11 protein-coding genes are annotated in these 15,385 nt (G+C 66.3%); 2 read left to right on the forward strand and 9 right to left on the reverse strand.

Features of this window, described 5'->3' with window-relative positions:
* Positions 1 to 49: 49 nt before the first annotated feature.
* Positions 50 to 1,426 carry a signal recognition particle protein gene (gene ffh / locus AC2A1N_RS12895; protein ID WP_014036403.1) on the reverse strand — a complete coding sequence of 459 codons (1,377 nt, stop codon included), beginning with the start codon at positions 1,424 to 1,426 and terminating at the stop codon, positions 50 to 52.
* Positions 1,427 to 1,548: 122 nt separating this feature from the next.
* On the opposite strand from ffh, the gene AC2A1N_RS12900 reads away from it, so the two are divergent.
* Entirely contained in the window at positions 1,549 to 2,343 is a 795-nt protein-coding gene (locus tag AC2A1N_RS12900; protein WP_484372436.1) for a cytochrome C assembly family protein, read from the forward strand.
* An 89-nt stretch (positions 2,344 to 2,432) separates the two neighbouring features.
* Here AC2A1N_RS12900 and AC2A1N_RS12905 read toward each other — a convergent pair whose 3' ends face one another.
* From AC2A1N_RS12905 to radA, 4 genes are all read right to left on the reverse strand, one after another.
* Positions 2,433 to 2,897, reverse strand: coding sequence for a YqhG/Tai3 family protein (locus AC2A1N_RS12905; RefSeq protein ID WP_484372438.1), 465 nt, complete (start codon positions 2,895 to 2,897; stop codon positions 2,433 to 2,435).
* A gap of 103 nt (positions 2,898 to 3,000) precedes the next feature.
* A complete protein-coding gene (locus AC2A1N_RS12910; protein WP_484372440.1) occupies positions 3,001 to 5,307 on the reverse strand; it encodes a tetratricopeptide repeat protein in 2,307 nt (768 codons plus the stop codon).
* 49 nt (positions 5,308 to 5,356) lie between these two features.
* The gene (locus AC2A1N_RS12915; RefSeq protein WP_484372442.1) at positions 5,357 to 7,213 is read right to left on the reverse strand and encodes an ATP-binding protein; all 1,857 of its coding nucleotides are present in this window, start codon (positions 7,211 to 7,213) and stop codon (positions 5,357 to 5,359) included.
* A gap of 202 nt (positions 7,214 to 7,415) precedes the next feature.
* A complete protein-coding gene (gene radA, locus AC2A1N_RS12920; protein WP_061479145.1) occupies positions 7,416 to 8,792 on the reverse strand; it encodes a DNA repair protein RadA in 1,377 nt (458 codons plus the stop codon).
* A 150-nt stretch (positions 8,793 to 8,942) separates the two neighbouring features.
* On the opposite strand from radA, the gene AC2A1N_RS12925 reads away from it, so the two are divergent.
* Positions 8,943 to 11,000 (forward strand): putative bifunctional diguanylate cyclase/phosphodiesterase, encoded by a 2,058-nt coding sequence (locus AC2A1N_RS12925; RefSeq protein WP_061479144.1) that lies wholly within the window; start codon positions 8,943 to 8,945, stop codon positions 10,998 to 11,000.
* A 161-nt stretch (positions 11,001 to 11,161) separates the two neighbouring features.
* Here AC2A1N_RS12925 and cyoD read toward each other — a convergent pair whose 3' ends face one another.
* Genes cyoD through cyoA form a run of 4 tightly spaced genes read right to left on the reverse strand, consistent with a single transcriptional unit; the run spans position 11,162 to position 15,178 of the window.
* On the reverse strand, positions 11,162 to 11,503 hold the full coding sequence (cyoD, locus tag AC2A1N_RS12930) for a cytochrome o ubiquinol oxidase subunit IV (protein ID WP_005415725.1): 342 nt from the start codon (positions 11,501 to 11,503) through the stop codon (positions 11,162 to 11,164).
* Positions 11,503 to 12,141 (reverse strand): cytochrome o ubiquinol oxidase subunit III, encoded by a 639-nt coding sequence (gene cyoC / locus AC2A1N_RS12935; protein ID WP_005408583.1) that lies wholly within the window; start codon positions 12,139 to 12,141, stop codon positions 11,503 to 11,505. Before cyoC ends, cyoD begins: the two co-directional genes overlap by 1 nt.
* Positions 12,138 to 14,135, reverse strand: coding sequence for a cytochrome o ubiquinol oxidase subunit I (gene cyoB / locus AC2A1N_RS12940; protein ID WP_061479143.1), 1,998 nt, complete (start codon positions 14,133 to 14,135; stop codon positions 12,138 to 12,140). The genes cyoC and cyoB overlap by 4 nt, the downstream gene beginning before the upstream one ends.
* 2 nt (positions 14,136 to 14,137) lie before the next feature.
* On the reverse strand, positions 14,138 to 15,178 hold the full coding sequence (cyoA, locus tag AC2A1N_RS12945; RefSeq protein WP_061479142.1) for a ubiquinol oxidase subunit II: 1,041 nt from the start codon (positions 15,176 to 15,178) through the stop codon (positions 14,138 to 14,140).
* Between the last annotated feature and the right edge of the window lie 207 nt (positions 15,179 to 15,385).

Raw genomic sequence — 15,385 nt, forward strand, 5'->3', positions numbered from 1 at the left:
GCCCGAGCGTGGGCCCGGGCGCTACATCAGATTGCGGAGGGGGCCGTCATCAACGGAACGGCATGCCGCGGCCGCCCATGGCGCCCATCATGCCCTTCATGCTGCGCAACATGCCCTTCATGCCACCGCCGGCCATCTTGCTCATCATCTTTTCCATCTGCATGTACTGCTTCATCAGCTTGTTGACGTCGGCCGGCGTCACGCCCGAGCCCTTGGCGATGCGCGCGCGGCGCGAGCCGTTGAGCAGGTTCGGATTGCGCCGTTCCTTCTTGGTCATCGAGCCGATGATGGCGATCATGCGCGGCACTTCCTTGCCCTGGCTGACCTGCTGCTTCAGATGGTCGGGGATGTTGCCCAGGCCCGGCAGCTTGTCCATCAGGCCGCCGATGCCGCCCATGTTCTGCATCTGCTCCAGCTGGTCACGCATGTCGTTCAAGTCGAATTTCTTGCCCTTGGCGACCTTCTCGGCCAGCTTGGCGGCCTTGTCCTTGTCGACCTGCTGCTCGACCTGCTCGACCAGCGACAGCACGTCGCCCATGTCGAGGATGCGGCTGGCGATACGGTCCGGGTGGAACACGTCCAGGCCTTCCGGCTTTTCACTGACACCGACGAACTTGATCGGCTTGCCGGTGATGTAGCGCACGCTCAGCGCGGCGCCGCCGCGGGCGTCGCCGTCGGTCTTGGTCAGCACCACGCCGGTCAGCGGCAGGGCATCGCCGAAGGCCTTGGCGGTATTGGCCGCGTCCTGGCCGGTCATGGCATCGACCACGAACAGCGTTTCGGCCGGATTCACCGCAGCGTGCAGGGCCTTGATCTCGGCCATCATCGCTTCGTCGATGGCCAGGCGGCCGGCGGTATCGACCAGCAGCACGTCGACGAACGACTTGCGTGCATCGTCGATGGCGGCGCGGACGATGGCTTCCGGCTTCTGGTCGGCACTGGACGGGAAGAACAGCACGCCGACCTGCTCGGCCAGGGTCTTCAGCTGTTCGATCGCGGCCGGACGGTAGACGTCGGCCGAGACCACCATCACCTTCTTCTTGCGCTTTTCCTTCAGGTGCTTGGCCAGCTTGCCCACGGTGGTGGTCTTGCCGGCGCCCTGCAGGCCCGCCATCAGGATGATGGCCGGAGCGGGCACATTGAGGTTCAGGTCGCTGGCTTCGGCGCCCATCACCGCAGTCAGCTCGTCGCGCACGACCTTGATCAGCGCCTGGCCCGGGGTCAGCGACTTCAGCACTTCCTGGCCGACCGCGCGCACCTTGATGCGCTCGATCAGGGCCTGCACCACCGGCAGCGCAACGTCGGCCTCGAGCAGCGCGATGCGCACTTCGCGGGTCGCCTCGCGGATGTTCTCCTCGGTCAGGCGGCCACGGCCACGCAGGCGCTCGATGGTGCCGGAAAGGCGCTGGGTCAGGGACTCGAACATGCGGCGCAACCTGTCTGAAAGCGGGGGACAATAAGGCAGACAGTATAACGGGTCCGGCTGTCTCCCCGGACTGCGGCCACGGGGCCGTCGCCAGCATCACGGGGGTATGCGAAACTGCAACGATGACAATCGTTCTCATCGCCGTCCTGCTCTACCTGGCTGCCAGTGCCCTGCTGGTGCGCGCGCTTGGCCGCGATGAGACGACCGGCTCCCCCATCTGGCTGTGGCCGGCCCTGCCCGCCATGCTGCTGCACGGCGGCTACCACGTGATGGTGGCGATGCGCACCAACGGCGGGCCGGACATGCACTTCTTCGCCGCACTGTCGCTGGTCGGCCTGGGCATGACCTGGCTGACGTCGCTGGTCGGCGCGCGCGGGCGGATGTCGGCGCTGGGCGTGGTGGTGTTCCCGCTGGCCGCCGTGCTGCTGCTGGCCTACCACGGTTACGGCCACGAACCGAGCAAGGTACTGGGCTGGCGCCTGGCCAGCCACGCCTGGCTGGCCCTGCTGGCCTACGCCACGCTGAGCATCGCCGCGTTGCTGGCGATCATGCTGTGGCTGCAGGAACGCGCGCTGCGCCGCCGCGAGTTCCGGCCTTGGCTGCGGGCACTGCCGCCGCTGGCCGACCTGGAATCACTGCTGTTCCGGGTGATCACCGTCGGCTTCGCGCTGCTGACCCTGACCCTGGTCACCGGGGTGCTGTTCGTCGACGACCTGCTGGCGCAGAAGCTGGTGCACAAGACCGTGCTGAGCGTGCTGTCGTGGATCGTGTTCGGCGTGCTGCTGATCGGCCGCCGGCGCTACGGCTGGCGCGGCATGAAGGCGGTGCACTGGACGCTGGCAGCGATGCTGTTGCTGCTGCTGGCCTTCTTCGGCAGCCAGTTCGTGATCGAACTGGTGTTCGGGCATTCGCGATAAAGGCGTGCCGACCAACGGTCGGCACCCACCCCAGCATCACCGGGTAGTGCCGGCCGCTGGACCGCACCATGCGTGGATGCCGTGGGCGGTCAAGGCAGCGGCTGGGCCAGGATTTTCCGCACCGAACGACCACTGTTGGTGACGATGTCATCAACCTGCCAGCACCCCTGCCCGTGGCGCACCATCGGCAGGCGGGTCAGGTAGGCCTTCTTCCACACCGAATAGCGCATCTCGACCTGGCCGGCGGAGGCCGAAGCCTCCTTCCAGCTGTAGCGCACCGGGGTTTCGATGTCACCGTCCTGCGCATCCAGCCACGGATCCGAATCGATTGTGCAGATGCCCTCTTCGCGCTGCTGGCAGGCGCGCTCTCCACGCAGTGCCTTGCCGAAGGCCACGCTGACCAGCGCGGCCGGCGGCTCCAGCAGGTCACCGTTGCCGGTCGTCGCCTCGTAGAAAGCGCGGGCGACAGCCGCAGGCTCCTGGCATGCGGGTGCAGCCTGTGCGGTAGGGGCCAGCAGCACCCCGGCGATCACGAACATCCTTGTCCCGCGCATATCGCGTTCCTTGGTGATGATGATTCGTTGTAGAGCCGAGCCCATGCTCGGCTGATTATCCGCATGAGCCGAGCACAGGCTCGGCTCTACATGAGCCTGGAGCTTACAACCCGTAACGCTCGATCACGTCCAGATGCGGCTGGCGATCCTGGTCACAGGCTTCAGCCAGGCGCAACCAGCAATGCGGATGCGGCCACGTCGCGGTGTGCTGCTGCAGGAAGCGGTGCAGTGCCAGCGGTGCGTGGTCCTGCGGCTGGGCCACGGTGAACAGCAGGCCGGGCAGCGTACCCTCTTCCACATCGGGGTCGGTGACGGTGTAGTCCGGCCGGCTGTGTGACCACACTCTCCAACCCTGTGCTTCGGCCGCCTCGACGAAGGCATTCCAGGCCTCTTCGCCCGGGTGCGCGCCATCGATCATCCAGCTGCGGGCGAAGCCGCCGCGCTCCAGCACATGCACCTGCGCATAGGTCGGGATGAAATGCTCGCGTGCTTCCTCCTCCTCGGGTGCCGGATGCACCAGCGCGGCATCGAACACCACCCAGTCGCCCACCTGCTGGGCGCGGTTGGACGGCGCGTTCTCTACGATGCGCGCGGTCACCGGACCGCTGCGACGGGCGTAGTACTCCATCGGCTCGCCGTTTTCTTCGCTGCGGATGATCACCCAGCCCCACGGCTCCTCTACCACGCCGTCCTGGCTGGACAATTCCATGCCAAGCGCCGCCGCCGAGCGGCGCACGGCGTCCCAGTCGCGCGCGGCGCTGGCTGCGCTCATGTGGTCCCAATGCGCGGCATTGGGCTCGTCCAGCAGCTCCACCAGCTGTGCATAACAGGCCTGGGCCTCGCTGAAACGGCCGGTTTCCATGTACATGCGCGCCAGCGTGCCGCGCGCGCCGTGCGAGCCCGGAGACAGCTCCAGAAGCGATCGGGCCGCCTGCTCCAGCGCCGGCCAGTCGGACACGCGGCGTGCACGCTGCACCTCGCACCAGTGCGCGAACACGGACACGCTGCCGCGATAGAGATCGGCCAGCTGGCGCAGTCCGTCGTCGTCGCCCTGTTCGGCCAGCCAGCGCATCAGCGTGTAGGCTGCAGGACCATCGTTCTGCGCATGGCTGCGTACGAACCGCCACAACAGCGCTCGCGCCTCGGCCTGCGCGCCGCAGGCATTCAGTGCCGAGGCGGCCATGTCGGCCAGCGCCTCGTCATCGGGCAGCTCGGCATGCGCCTGCAGCAACCACTGCGCTTCGCGCTCGGGATCGCGCGACTGGTTCTGTTCGCCCTGCGCGTCCAGCCATGCCAGCAGCTCGCCGGCCGGCACCGGCAGCGGCGCGACGTCCGGCAATGCCTCGATGCGCGCGGCCAGGCCGGCCACCAGCGCCGCGGCACCACGGTCCTGGCGCAGCTGCGCCAGATGGGTGCGGGCCAGTTCCAGCTGCCGCAGTGCGACCCAGCGCGCGCCACGCTGCAGCGCCAGCTCCAGGCTCAGCGCCGCCACTTCGATCAGCAGGCGATGCGAACCAACCCGGGCGAAGTGCTCGATGATGGTGTTGAAGCGCGTGCCCAGGTCCCAGCTGTTGCGCGCAGGATCCCGCTGGCACAGCGCTGCCGCAGTGTTTGCCCACAGCCGCCAGTAGTTCGGGGTCAGTTCGCTCCACGGCACCAGCTGCTGCAGCGCCTCTTCGTCGCGGCCCAGCTGGGCCAGCGCCCAGGCCTTGGACAGGCGGCGCGGCACCGTGCAGTTGGCCGGCTCGTACTCTCCGGACGCAGCAACTTCGGCCTCCCGCTTTTCGATCAGCGCCAGTGCCTCATCGGCACGGCCCATGCCCAGCAGGATCTTGATCTGCATCTCCGGGAAGCTGTCGAACACTTCCTTGCCACAGGCTTCCACGGCATCGGCCTGCACCTGCAGGTAATCCAGCGCCGCCTGGCCACGGCCATCATCGAGCAGCGCATCGGCCTTCTCGCAGCTCAGGCACTGGAAACAGGCCCAGCTCGGATCGATGCGGCCAAGGGTTTCGTCGCAGACCTCGATGCGCTCGGGCACCCAGCCCGGGCCGTCGATGTTGCCGTAGCAGGCGGCCAGGTCCTGGGTCACGCAGATCGACTGCGGGCATTCCAGGGTGTCCTCGCGGTGCGCGCGCTCGAACAGCGCTACGGCTTCGCCGAGTGCGCTCTCGCCTTCCACGCGGTTGCCGACGCGGTTGCGCAGCGCCCAGTGGCCGACATAGACGTCAACCCACGGGTTGTCCAGTGCCTTGCCCAGGGCGCGTGCTTCGGGCAGCAGCGCATCGACGCGGTCGATCTGCAGTTCACTGACCTCGTCGGCGAGGCGGTTCAGCAGGTGCGCGTTCTGCGCCTGGCCGGCCTGGCGCAGGTCACCCTGCAGCTTTTCGACCCAGTTCCAGATGTCCATGGGGGTAATTGCTCCTGTCTAGCGAAGGCTGGATGAGAAGGTGCGGTGCTCAGCGCAGCATCTGCTGCAGGGCACCGGCGATATCGGTGAAGGCACCATTGAGATCCGGGCCCGGCGTAGCAGTCGCGCGTGCCAGCGGGCGGCCCTGCGCGGCGACGATGACTTTCAGCGAGCGCAGCAGGCGGGCTGCGGCCTCGGCCTGTGGGTGGCCCTCGCGCTGGGCGCGCAGCAGTGCCTGCACCGCCGGGTTGTCGAGATTGAGATACAGCCGCGACGGTGCGCGCGATTCGATGCGCGCGGTGAACTGTCGCGCCAGGCGCAGCGCGGCCATCGAGACGCGCTTGTCGTTCTCGTCGTCTTCCAGCCGCTGCTTCAGCTCGGCCTCGCGGTCGGGCACCACCACCACCGGCAGCGCCTCCGGGCTGAAACGCGCGGGCAGCAGCTGCTCGCCGTCGCCCAGTTGTTCGCGCAGCCACGCCAGCTGCGCCTCGTCGAGGCTGTCATCACTGCGGAACAGTGTGCGGTTGCCCTGTTCGGTACCCAGCTCGACCAGGCGCAGGCCCTTGGCCTGGGCCCAGCGCCGCAGGAACGGCACCACCGCATAGCGATGGCCATGCGCGACCGGTACGCCCATCGCGCGGAACAGCATCTCTTCAAAGCCACCGCCGTTGTCGAGGATGACATGCACGGCACCGCGCGCCGGCAGCGCACTGGCCGGCAGGTCGCCCTGCGAAGTCGGCACCCGCACATGCTCCATCAGCAGTTCGAACAGGCGCTCATCGCACAGCGACGCACCCAGCAGGGCCTCGTTGTGGCGGGTCAGCACGCGCCGCCAGGCTTCCGGTTGCTGCTTCGCAACGTCGGCCAGGCCGTCGATCAGCGCCTCCAGAAGTGCATGCTGCACCGCGCGGTACTGGTCATCGCGCTGCAGGTCTTCGCGGCTGGCGGTGGGCGTCAACCGCGAGGATTCGATCACCCCGCCGATGAAACCGGCCCACGGCGGCAGCAGGTCGCGCGCGTCGTCATCCAGCAGCATCCCACGCACGAACACCGACAGGTTGCGGTTGTCGCTGGTGCCATAGGTGGCGCCATCCTGCACCCACAGCAGGCCAGTGGCATCGCTGTGGCCATCGGCACGCAACGGCACGGTGACGATCGGCTCGAAATCATGCTCGAACCGCGCGGCGAACTGCAGTGCCTGCCGGCGGGCCTGCACCGGATGCACGGCGACATCCCCCTGGCCGCGCCACGGCGGCGGCTCGGGATTGAGCGCCTCGCCCGCAGCACCGATGAAGATCGGCTCGGACAGCAACGCGCAGTAGCGGCCCAGCACCTCATGCAGGCGCGCTTCGTTGGCCAGCGGCAGGAAGTCCGGATGCAGCTCCAGCTCCACCTCGGTACCCACCGCGCGTGCCGGCACTTCGCTGACGGTGTACTGCTCGGCGTTGCTGGACACGTACAGGTGGCCCAGATCCGGCGTCTGGTACGAGGTGGTGCGCACGCTGACCCGGCGCGCCAGCACGAAGGCCGACAGGAAGCCGAGGCCGAACATGCCGATCAGCCCTTCATCGTCCTCACCGCCCTGGCGCAGGCCACGGGTGTAGCCGACGCCGACGGTGGCCAGGTAATCGTGGATCTCCTGGCGGGTCAGGCCGGCCCCAGTATCGGTGATGCGCAGCACGCCGGCACCGGCATCAACCTGCACCGAAATGCGCGAAGGCACGTCAACGCCGGGCTGCTCGATGCGGCGGCGGATGATCGAGTCATGCGCGTTCTGTACCAGCTCACGCAGCGCCACCACCGGGGTGGAATACAGGTGCTTGCCCAGCACCGTCATCAGTCCATTGAGATCAACCCCGGCACGACGGATCTCGGCGTTGGGGGCGGTGAGTGCGGTGTCCTGCATGTAATCGTTTACTCCTGGGCACGGAAAGACGCCAGAGGGCGTCTTCGTCGAGCGGGAAAAACTAGCACAGTGAAGCTGACCGTTACTGCATTGGACATTTGTAGAGCCGAGCCCATGCTCGGCTGCTGTTCGACCACCAGTCGAGCATGGCTCGACTCCACAGAAAGCAGCCGAGCGTGGGCTCGGCTCTACAGGGCTGGCATCACGCCGCGTCGATGGCCTCGGACAGGCGTTCTACCGCGATCACCTCCATGCCTTTCACCGAACCGCCCTTGGGCGCATTGGCCCTGGGCACGATGGCGCGCTTGAAGCCATGGGTGGCGGCCTCGCGCAGGCGGTCTTCGCCATTGGGCACCGGGCGGATCTCGCCGGACAGGCCCACCTCGCCGAAGGCGATGGTCTTCTCCGCCAGCGGCCGATCCTGCAGCGACGACAACACCGCCAGCAGCACCGGTAGATCGGCGGCGGTCTCCTGGACGCGGATGCCACCGACCACATTGACGAACACGTCCTGGTCGCCGACCAGTACGCCGCCATGGCGATGCAGCACTGCCAGCAGCATGGCCAGGCGATTCTGCTCCAGGCCGACCGCGACACGGCGCGGGTTCGACAGCGGCGATGCGTCGACCAGCGCCTGTACCTCCACCAGCAGCGGCCGCGTGCCCTCGCGGGTGACCATCACGCAGCTGCCCGGCTGATGGGTGCTGCCGCCGGACAGGAAGATCGCCGAGGGGTTGGAGACCTCCTTCAGGCCCTTGTCGCCCATCGCGAACACACCCAGCTCGTTGACCGCACCGAAGCGGTTCTTGAACGCGCGCAACAGGCGGAAGCGGCTGCCGCTCTCGCCCTCGAAGTACAGCACCGCGTCCACCATGTGTTCCAGCACGCGCGGGCCGGCGATGCCGCCCTCCTTGGTCACATGGCCGACCAGGAACACGGCAGTGCCGGTTTCCTTGGCAAACCGCACCAGCCGCGCCGCGCTCTCGCGCACCTGGCTGACCGAACCGGGCGCAGCGGTCAGGCTCTCGGTCCACAGGGTCTGCACCGAATCGGCCACGATCAGCCGCGGGCCGGCCTTGGATGCGTGCTGCAGGATCGACTCGACCCCGGTCTCGGCCAGCGCATTGACGCCGTCCAGCGGCAGCTCCAGGCGATGCGCACGGCCAGCCACCTGCGCCAGTGACTCCTCGCCGGTGACGTACAGCACTGGCAGTTCAGCGGCCATCTTCGCCACCGCCTGCAGCAGCAGCGTCGACTTGCCGATGCCCGGGTCGCCGCCCACCAGCACCACCGCGCCTTCGACCAGGCCGCCGCCCAGCACACGGTCGAACTCGCCGATGCCGGTGGAGACCCGGCGATGCTCGGTCTGCTCCACATCCTTCAGCGCGGTGATCTTCGGCGGATCGATCTTGCCGGCCCAGCCTGCCCGGCGCGACGCCGGTGCCTTGGCCGCCGCCGCGCTCTCCAGCACGATTTCCGACAACGAGTTCCAGGCGTTGCACTCGGTGCACTGGCCCTGCCACTTGCTGAATTCGGCGCCGCATTCATTGCAGACGTAGGCGGTGCGGGCTTTGGCCATCGGATGATTTCCAGCAACGGGAACAGGCGTGGCAGGATAGCCGAGCCGGGTCGCAGCTGCTGCGACCGCTCAAGTCCTGCCCACCCGCGCCGATAGGGGTCGCGGGCGTGCGCCTTGCGGGCGCCCCCTTCCTCCCCCACTGGATTCAACATGACTGGCAGTTACAGTCAGAGCCTGGTCATCATCTCCCTGCTGGTGGCCATTCTTGCTTCGTACACGGCGCTGGACATGGCCGGGCGCCTGGCCACCGCCGAGGGGCGCGTGGCGCGCTGGTGGCTGGCCGGAGGCGCGGCGGCCATGGGCCTGGGCATCTGGTCGATGCACTTCATCGGCATGCTGGCCTTCGACCTGCCGATCCCGCTGGGCTATGACCTCGGCATCACCCTGTACTCGCTGGCGGTCTCGATCGGTGCCTCGGCCTATGCGCTGTGGCTGGTATCGCGCCCCAGCCTGCCGTGGCGCCGGCTGCTGGCCGGGGCCGTGCTGATGGGCCTGGGCATCGCAGCCATGCACTACCTGGGCATGGCAGCGATGCGCATGCAGCCCGGCATCGACTACCACCCGGGCTGGTTTGCCGCCTCCATCGCGGTGGCCATCGGTGCCGCTGGCGCCGCCCTGTGGATCGCCTTCCGCCTGCGCGCCGAGCAGCGCCGCACCCTCCTCCTGCGTGCGCTCGCATCGCTGGTGATGGGCCTGGCCATCGTCGGCATGCATTACACCGGCATGGCGGCGGCACGCTTCCCGGAAGGCAGCCTCTGTGGCGCCGTCGGCAGTGGCGGCATCGACACGCGCTGGCTGGCGGTGCTGGTGATCGTCACCACCGTGGCCACGCTGGGCATCGCCCTGGTGGCCTCGCTGTTCGACCGGCAGATGCGCGTGCGCACCGGGCTGCTGGCCGATTCGCTGGCGCACGCCAACGACAAGCTGATCCAGGCGGCCCTGCACGACCCGTTGACCCAGCTGCCCAACCGCATGCTGCTGCAGGACCGCATCGAGCAGGCTATCGAGAAGGCGCGGCGCCGCAATCATGCGGTGGCGGTGATGTTCTGCGACCTGGATGGCTTCAAGGCGGTCAATGATGCCTATGGCCATCAGCTTGGCGACCGCCTGCTGGTGGCGGTGGCGCAGCGCATCGGCGGCCTGCTGCGCCCGCAGGACACGTTCGCCCGTCTCGGCGGCGACGAGTTCGTGATCGTGCTGGCCATCGACATTCCCGACGATGCGGTCGTGGTGGCCGAGCGCATCATTGCCGCCGCCGGTGAGCCGTTCACGCTGGATGCGGCCGAACTGCAGGTCAGCGCGAGCCTGGGCATCGCCCTGTACCCGGATGACGCCAGCAACGAGCGCGAGCTGATGGCGCACGCCGATGCGGCGATGTACCACACCAAGGAAACCGGGCGGAACGGCTATACCTTCTTCACGCCCTCGATGCAGCTCAGTGCCAATCGCCAGCTGCGCCTGCTGCAGGACCTGCGCAAGGCCATCGCCCGCAACGAACTGATCCTGCATTACCAGCCCAAATTTCCGGCCGCGGGCGCACCGGCCACCGGCGCCGAGGCGCTGCTGCGCTGGCAGCACCCGGAGCTGGGGCTGCTGGCGCCGGATGTGTTCATTCCGATCGCCGAACGCAGCGGCCTGATCCTGCCGATCGGTGACTGGGTACTGGACCAGGCCTGCGCGCAACTGCGGGCATGGCACGATGCCGGGCATGCGGAATGGACCATGGCGGTGAACCTGTCGCCGTTGCAGTTCGCCTCGCCGGCACTGCTGGACAGCGTGCGCGAGGTGCTGGAGCGGCACCGGATCGAACCGGCACGGCTGACCCTGGAGATCACCGAGACCACGGCGATGAAGGACGTCGATGCCAGCTTGGCGATCCTCAGCGACCTGACCACAATGGGCGTGCACATCGCCATCGATGATTTCGGTACCGGCTACTCCAGCCTGCTGTACCTCAAGCGGATGCCAGCCACCGAACTGAAGATCGACCGTGCGTTCGTGCACGACCTGGAGCGCAATGACGAGGACGCCGCCATCGTCTCGTCGATCATCGCGCTGGGCCGCACCCTGCAGCTGCAGGTGGTGGCCGAAGGCGTGGAGACGCAGGCACAGCGCGAATACCTGAGCGAGCTCGGCTGCGACCAGTTGCAGGGTTATCACCTGGGGCGGCCGATGGAGCCCGAGGAGTTCCTGCGCCGGGTGGGGTGAGGCGCGCGGCTCCTCCACGCACGGGGTGGAGCCACGGGTAGAGCCGGCCGCTGGCCGGCGTCCCGCAATTGCCGGCCAGCGGCCGGCACTACTACCGGACAACGGAAAACCAGAAAGGCCGCCCGAGGGCGGCCTTTCTGCGTGGCAACGTCGCGAGGACGTCAGTGCATCATGTGCACGTTCATGTTGTGCATGACCCACAGGGTGCCGATCACGATGATGCCGATCACCACGACGGTGAAGGCCGCAGCGTTGACGTTCCAGCGGCTTTCCGAAGAGCGGTCCAGGTGCAGGAAGAACACCAGGTGGACCAGCATCTGCAGCACCGCGGTGACCGCGATCACCACACCGTTGACGGTGCGCGAGAAATCGCCCGACATCACCATCCAGAACGGGATGACGGTCAGCACCACCGCCAGCACGAAGCCGATCAGGTACGACTTCACGCTGCCGTGGCTTTCGCCGCCGGTGCCGTGGTCGTGTGCATGGTTGTCATGTGCCATTACAGCGCTCCATTGAGGTAGACGACGGAGAACACGCCGATCCAGATCAGGTCCAGGAAGTGCCAGAACAGGCTCAGGCACGCCATGCGGGTCTTGTTGGTCGGGGTCAGGCCGTACTTCTTCAGCTGCACGAACATCACCAGCAGCCACAGCAGGCCGGCGCTGACGTGCAGGCCGTGGGTACCGACCAGGGCGAAGAACGCCGACAGGAAGGCACTGCGGTCCGGACCGTAGCCCTGATGGATCAGGTGCTGGAACTCCCACACTTCCATGCACATGAAGCCGAAGCCCAGCAGCCAGGTGATGCCCAGCCACAGGTACATCTGGCCCATCTGCTTGCGGTGCATGGCAATCATGCCCAGGCCGAAGGTCAGCGACGAGGTCAGCAGCAGCGCGGTTTCCCACGCCACGAACGGCAGCTCGAACAGGTCCTTCGCGGTGGGACCGCCATCGGTACCGCCTGCCAGCACCACGTAGGTGGCGAACAGCGAGGCGAAGATGAGGCAGTCGCTCATCAGGTACACCCAGAAACCGAAGACGGTGTTGCCGCCGGTATCGTGGTGCTCGTGGTCGTCATGGCCATGGGCCGCCGCATGCGCGGCGTGCCCGTGGCTCAGGGTCGAGGTATTGGTGCTCATGCCTTCAGCTCCGACTTCACCAGGCCCTGGGCTTCCAGGTGCTTGCGGTGTTCGTTCTCGATGCGTTCCACCTCGGCGGCCGGGACCCAGTAGTCCACGTCCTGGTCGAAGGTGCGGTAGATGAACGTGGCGATCATGCCGACGAAGCCGACGATGGCCAGCCACCAGATGTGCCAGATCATCGCGAAGCCGAACACCAGGCTGAAGGCACCGATGACAACGCCCGTGCCGGTGTTGCGCGGCATGTGGATGTCGGTGTACTTGGCCGGCTTCGGCCAGGCTTCACCCCGCTGCTTGCGCTCCCAGAAATCGTCCAGCTCGGTGACTTCCGGCAGCGTCGCGAAGTTGTAGAAGGCCGGCGGCGAGGAGGTTTCCCACTCCAGCGTACGGGCATCCCACGGGTCGCCGGTCAGGTCGACGGTCTTCTTGCGGTCGCGGATCGACACGGCCACCTGGATGATCTGGCACAGGATGCCGGCGCCGACGATGAACGCGCCGCAGGCAGCAACCAGCAGCAGCGGCTCGTAGGCCGGGTTCACGGTGCTCTGCAGGCGGCGGGTCATGCCCATGAAGCCCAGCACGTACATCGGCATGAAGGTCACGTAGAAGCCGATGAACCAGCACCAGAACGCGCACTTGCCCCAGAACTCATTGAGGCGGAAGCCGAACATCTTCGGCCACCAGTAGGTGATGCCGGCGAACATGCCGAACACCACGCCGCCGATGATGACGTTGTGGAAGTGGGCGATCAGGAACAGGCTGTTGTGCAGCACGAAGTCGATGGCCGGGATCGCCAGCATCACGCCGGTCATGCCGCCGATGACGAAGGTGACCATGAAGCCGATCGTCCACAGCACCGGGGTGGTGAAGTGCACGCGACCGCGGAACATGGTGAACAACCAGTTGAAGATCTTCACGCCGGTCGGGATCGAGATGATCATCGTCGTGATGCCGAAGAAGGCATTGACGTTGGCACCCGAACCCATGGTGAAGAAGTGGTGCAGCCACACGATGAACGACAGCACGCCGATGCAGGCGGTGGCGTAGACCATGCCCTTGTAGCCGAACAGCGCCTTGCGCGAGAAGGTCGCGATGACTTCGGAGAACACACCGAACGCCGGCAGGACCAGGATGTACACCTCCGGGTGACCCCAGATCCAGATCAGGTTGATGTACAGCATGGCGTTGCCGCCACCGTCATTGGTGAAGAAGTGCGTACCCAGGTAACGGTCCAGGGTCAGCAGCACCAGGGTGATGGTCAGCACCGGGAAGGCCGCGACGATCAGCACGTTGGTCACCAGGGCGGTCCAGGTGAACACCGGCATCTGCATCAGCTTCATGCTCGGGGTGCGCATCTTGAGGATGGTGATGAAGAAGTTGATACCACTGAGCGTGGTACCCAAACCCGCCACCTGTAGACCCCAGATGTAGTAGTCCATGCCGACGCTTGGACTGTATTCGATGCCCGACAACGGCGGGAACGCCAGCCAGCCGGTGGCAGCGAACTCACCGATCCACAGCGACAGCATGATCAGCACCGCACCGGACACGAACAGCCAGAAGCTGAGCGAGTTGACGAACGGGAACGCGACGTCGCGCGCACCGATCTGCAGCGGCACGGCCAGGTTCATCAGGCCGGTGATCAGCGGCATCGCCACGAAGAAGATCATGATCACGCCGTGGGCGGTGAAGATCTGGTCGTAGTGGTGCGGCGGCAGGTAACCCTCGGAACCACCGACGGCGATGGCCTGCTGGGTACGCATCATGATGGCGTCGGAGAAACCGCGCAGCAGCATGACGAAGGCGACGATGAGGTACATCACGCCGATCTTCTTGTGATCCACCGAAGTGAACCACTCCTTCCACAGATAGCCCCACAGCTTGAACTTGGTGATCAGGGCGACGACGCCCAGGCCACCAAGAACCGCGCCGACCAGAGTGGTCAGCACGATCGGATCGTGGGGGATCGACTCAAGAGAGAGTTTTCCCAACATGTTCATTCTCCCGAACCCGCGTGGCCGGAATGGCCTGCGTGTTCGTGTTCGGTGGCATCCAGGTTTTCACCCGATTCCTTGGAATCATGCGCGTCACTCGGGGCGTGGCCCTCGTGCGCTTCATGGGTGGCGGCATCGGCAGCGGCGGCACCAGCATGCGAGTGCTTCATGCCGTAATGCTTGTTGTCGCCCATGTGCTTGGCGATGACCCAGTCGAACAGGCCTTCTTCGGTCTTGCCGAAGTAAGTGACCGGATACCACTCGGCGTTGCGTGCTTCACCCAGGGCCTTGAACGAGGCCTTGTCCAGGGTCTGCTCGCCGGCGCGGACCTGGTCCAGCCACTGGCGGTACTCGGCATCGGTGACCGAGTAGGCGGTGAAGTGCATCTTGGCGAAGCCCGCGCCGCTGTAGTGCGAGGACATGCCCGGGAATTCACCGGTCTCGTTGGCGATCAGGTGGAGCTTGGTCTCCATCGCAGCCATCGAGTAGATCATGCTGCCCAGGTGCGGGATGAAGAACGCATTCATCACCGAATCGGACGTGATCTTGAAGTTCAGCGGCGTGTTGACCGGGAACTTGATTTCGTTGACGACCGCCACCTTCTCTTCCGGATAGATGAACAGCCACTTCCAGTCCAGCGAGATCGCCTCGATGGTGACCGGCTTGACGTCCGAATCCAGCGGACGGTACGGGTCCAGTGCGTGCGACGAGCGCCAGGTCAGGACCGCCAGGACCAGCACGATCATGCACGGGATCGACCACACCACCACCTCGATCGCCGTCGAGTGGGACCACTTCGGCTCGTAGCGGGCCTTGGTGTTGGAGGCGCGATACTTCCACGCGAACGTCAGGGTCATGATGATGACCGGGATGACGACCAGCAGCATGAGCACGGTGGCCGTGATCAGCAGGGTCTTCTCATCCTGGCCGATCTGGCCCTTCGGACTGAGGATGGCCACGGCATCGCAGCCGGTGAGCATCACCAGCAACGACAGCAGCAGGCCCGGGCGCAACCAGCGCCCAAGGGTTTTCAACGGAATCATCGGTCGATCCAATTGCGAGGGAATGCCGTTCCCCGTCCCTGCCTGTTCCGGCCAAAGCCGGTCCCACCGGTCCGGAAGACAGGCAGGGAGGTGGGGTCGAGTCAGCCTTTCAATTTTAGGCCGTCGCCCACCATTTAAGAAAGGCATTGACATTGATCGAGCGCAGGAAAGGCCCGAATCTGGCTGCGACACGTTGTCGCACCGCGC

This window comes from Stenotrophomonas maltophilia group sp. SKK55 (assembly GCF_057179845.1).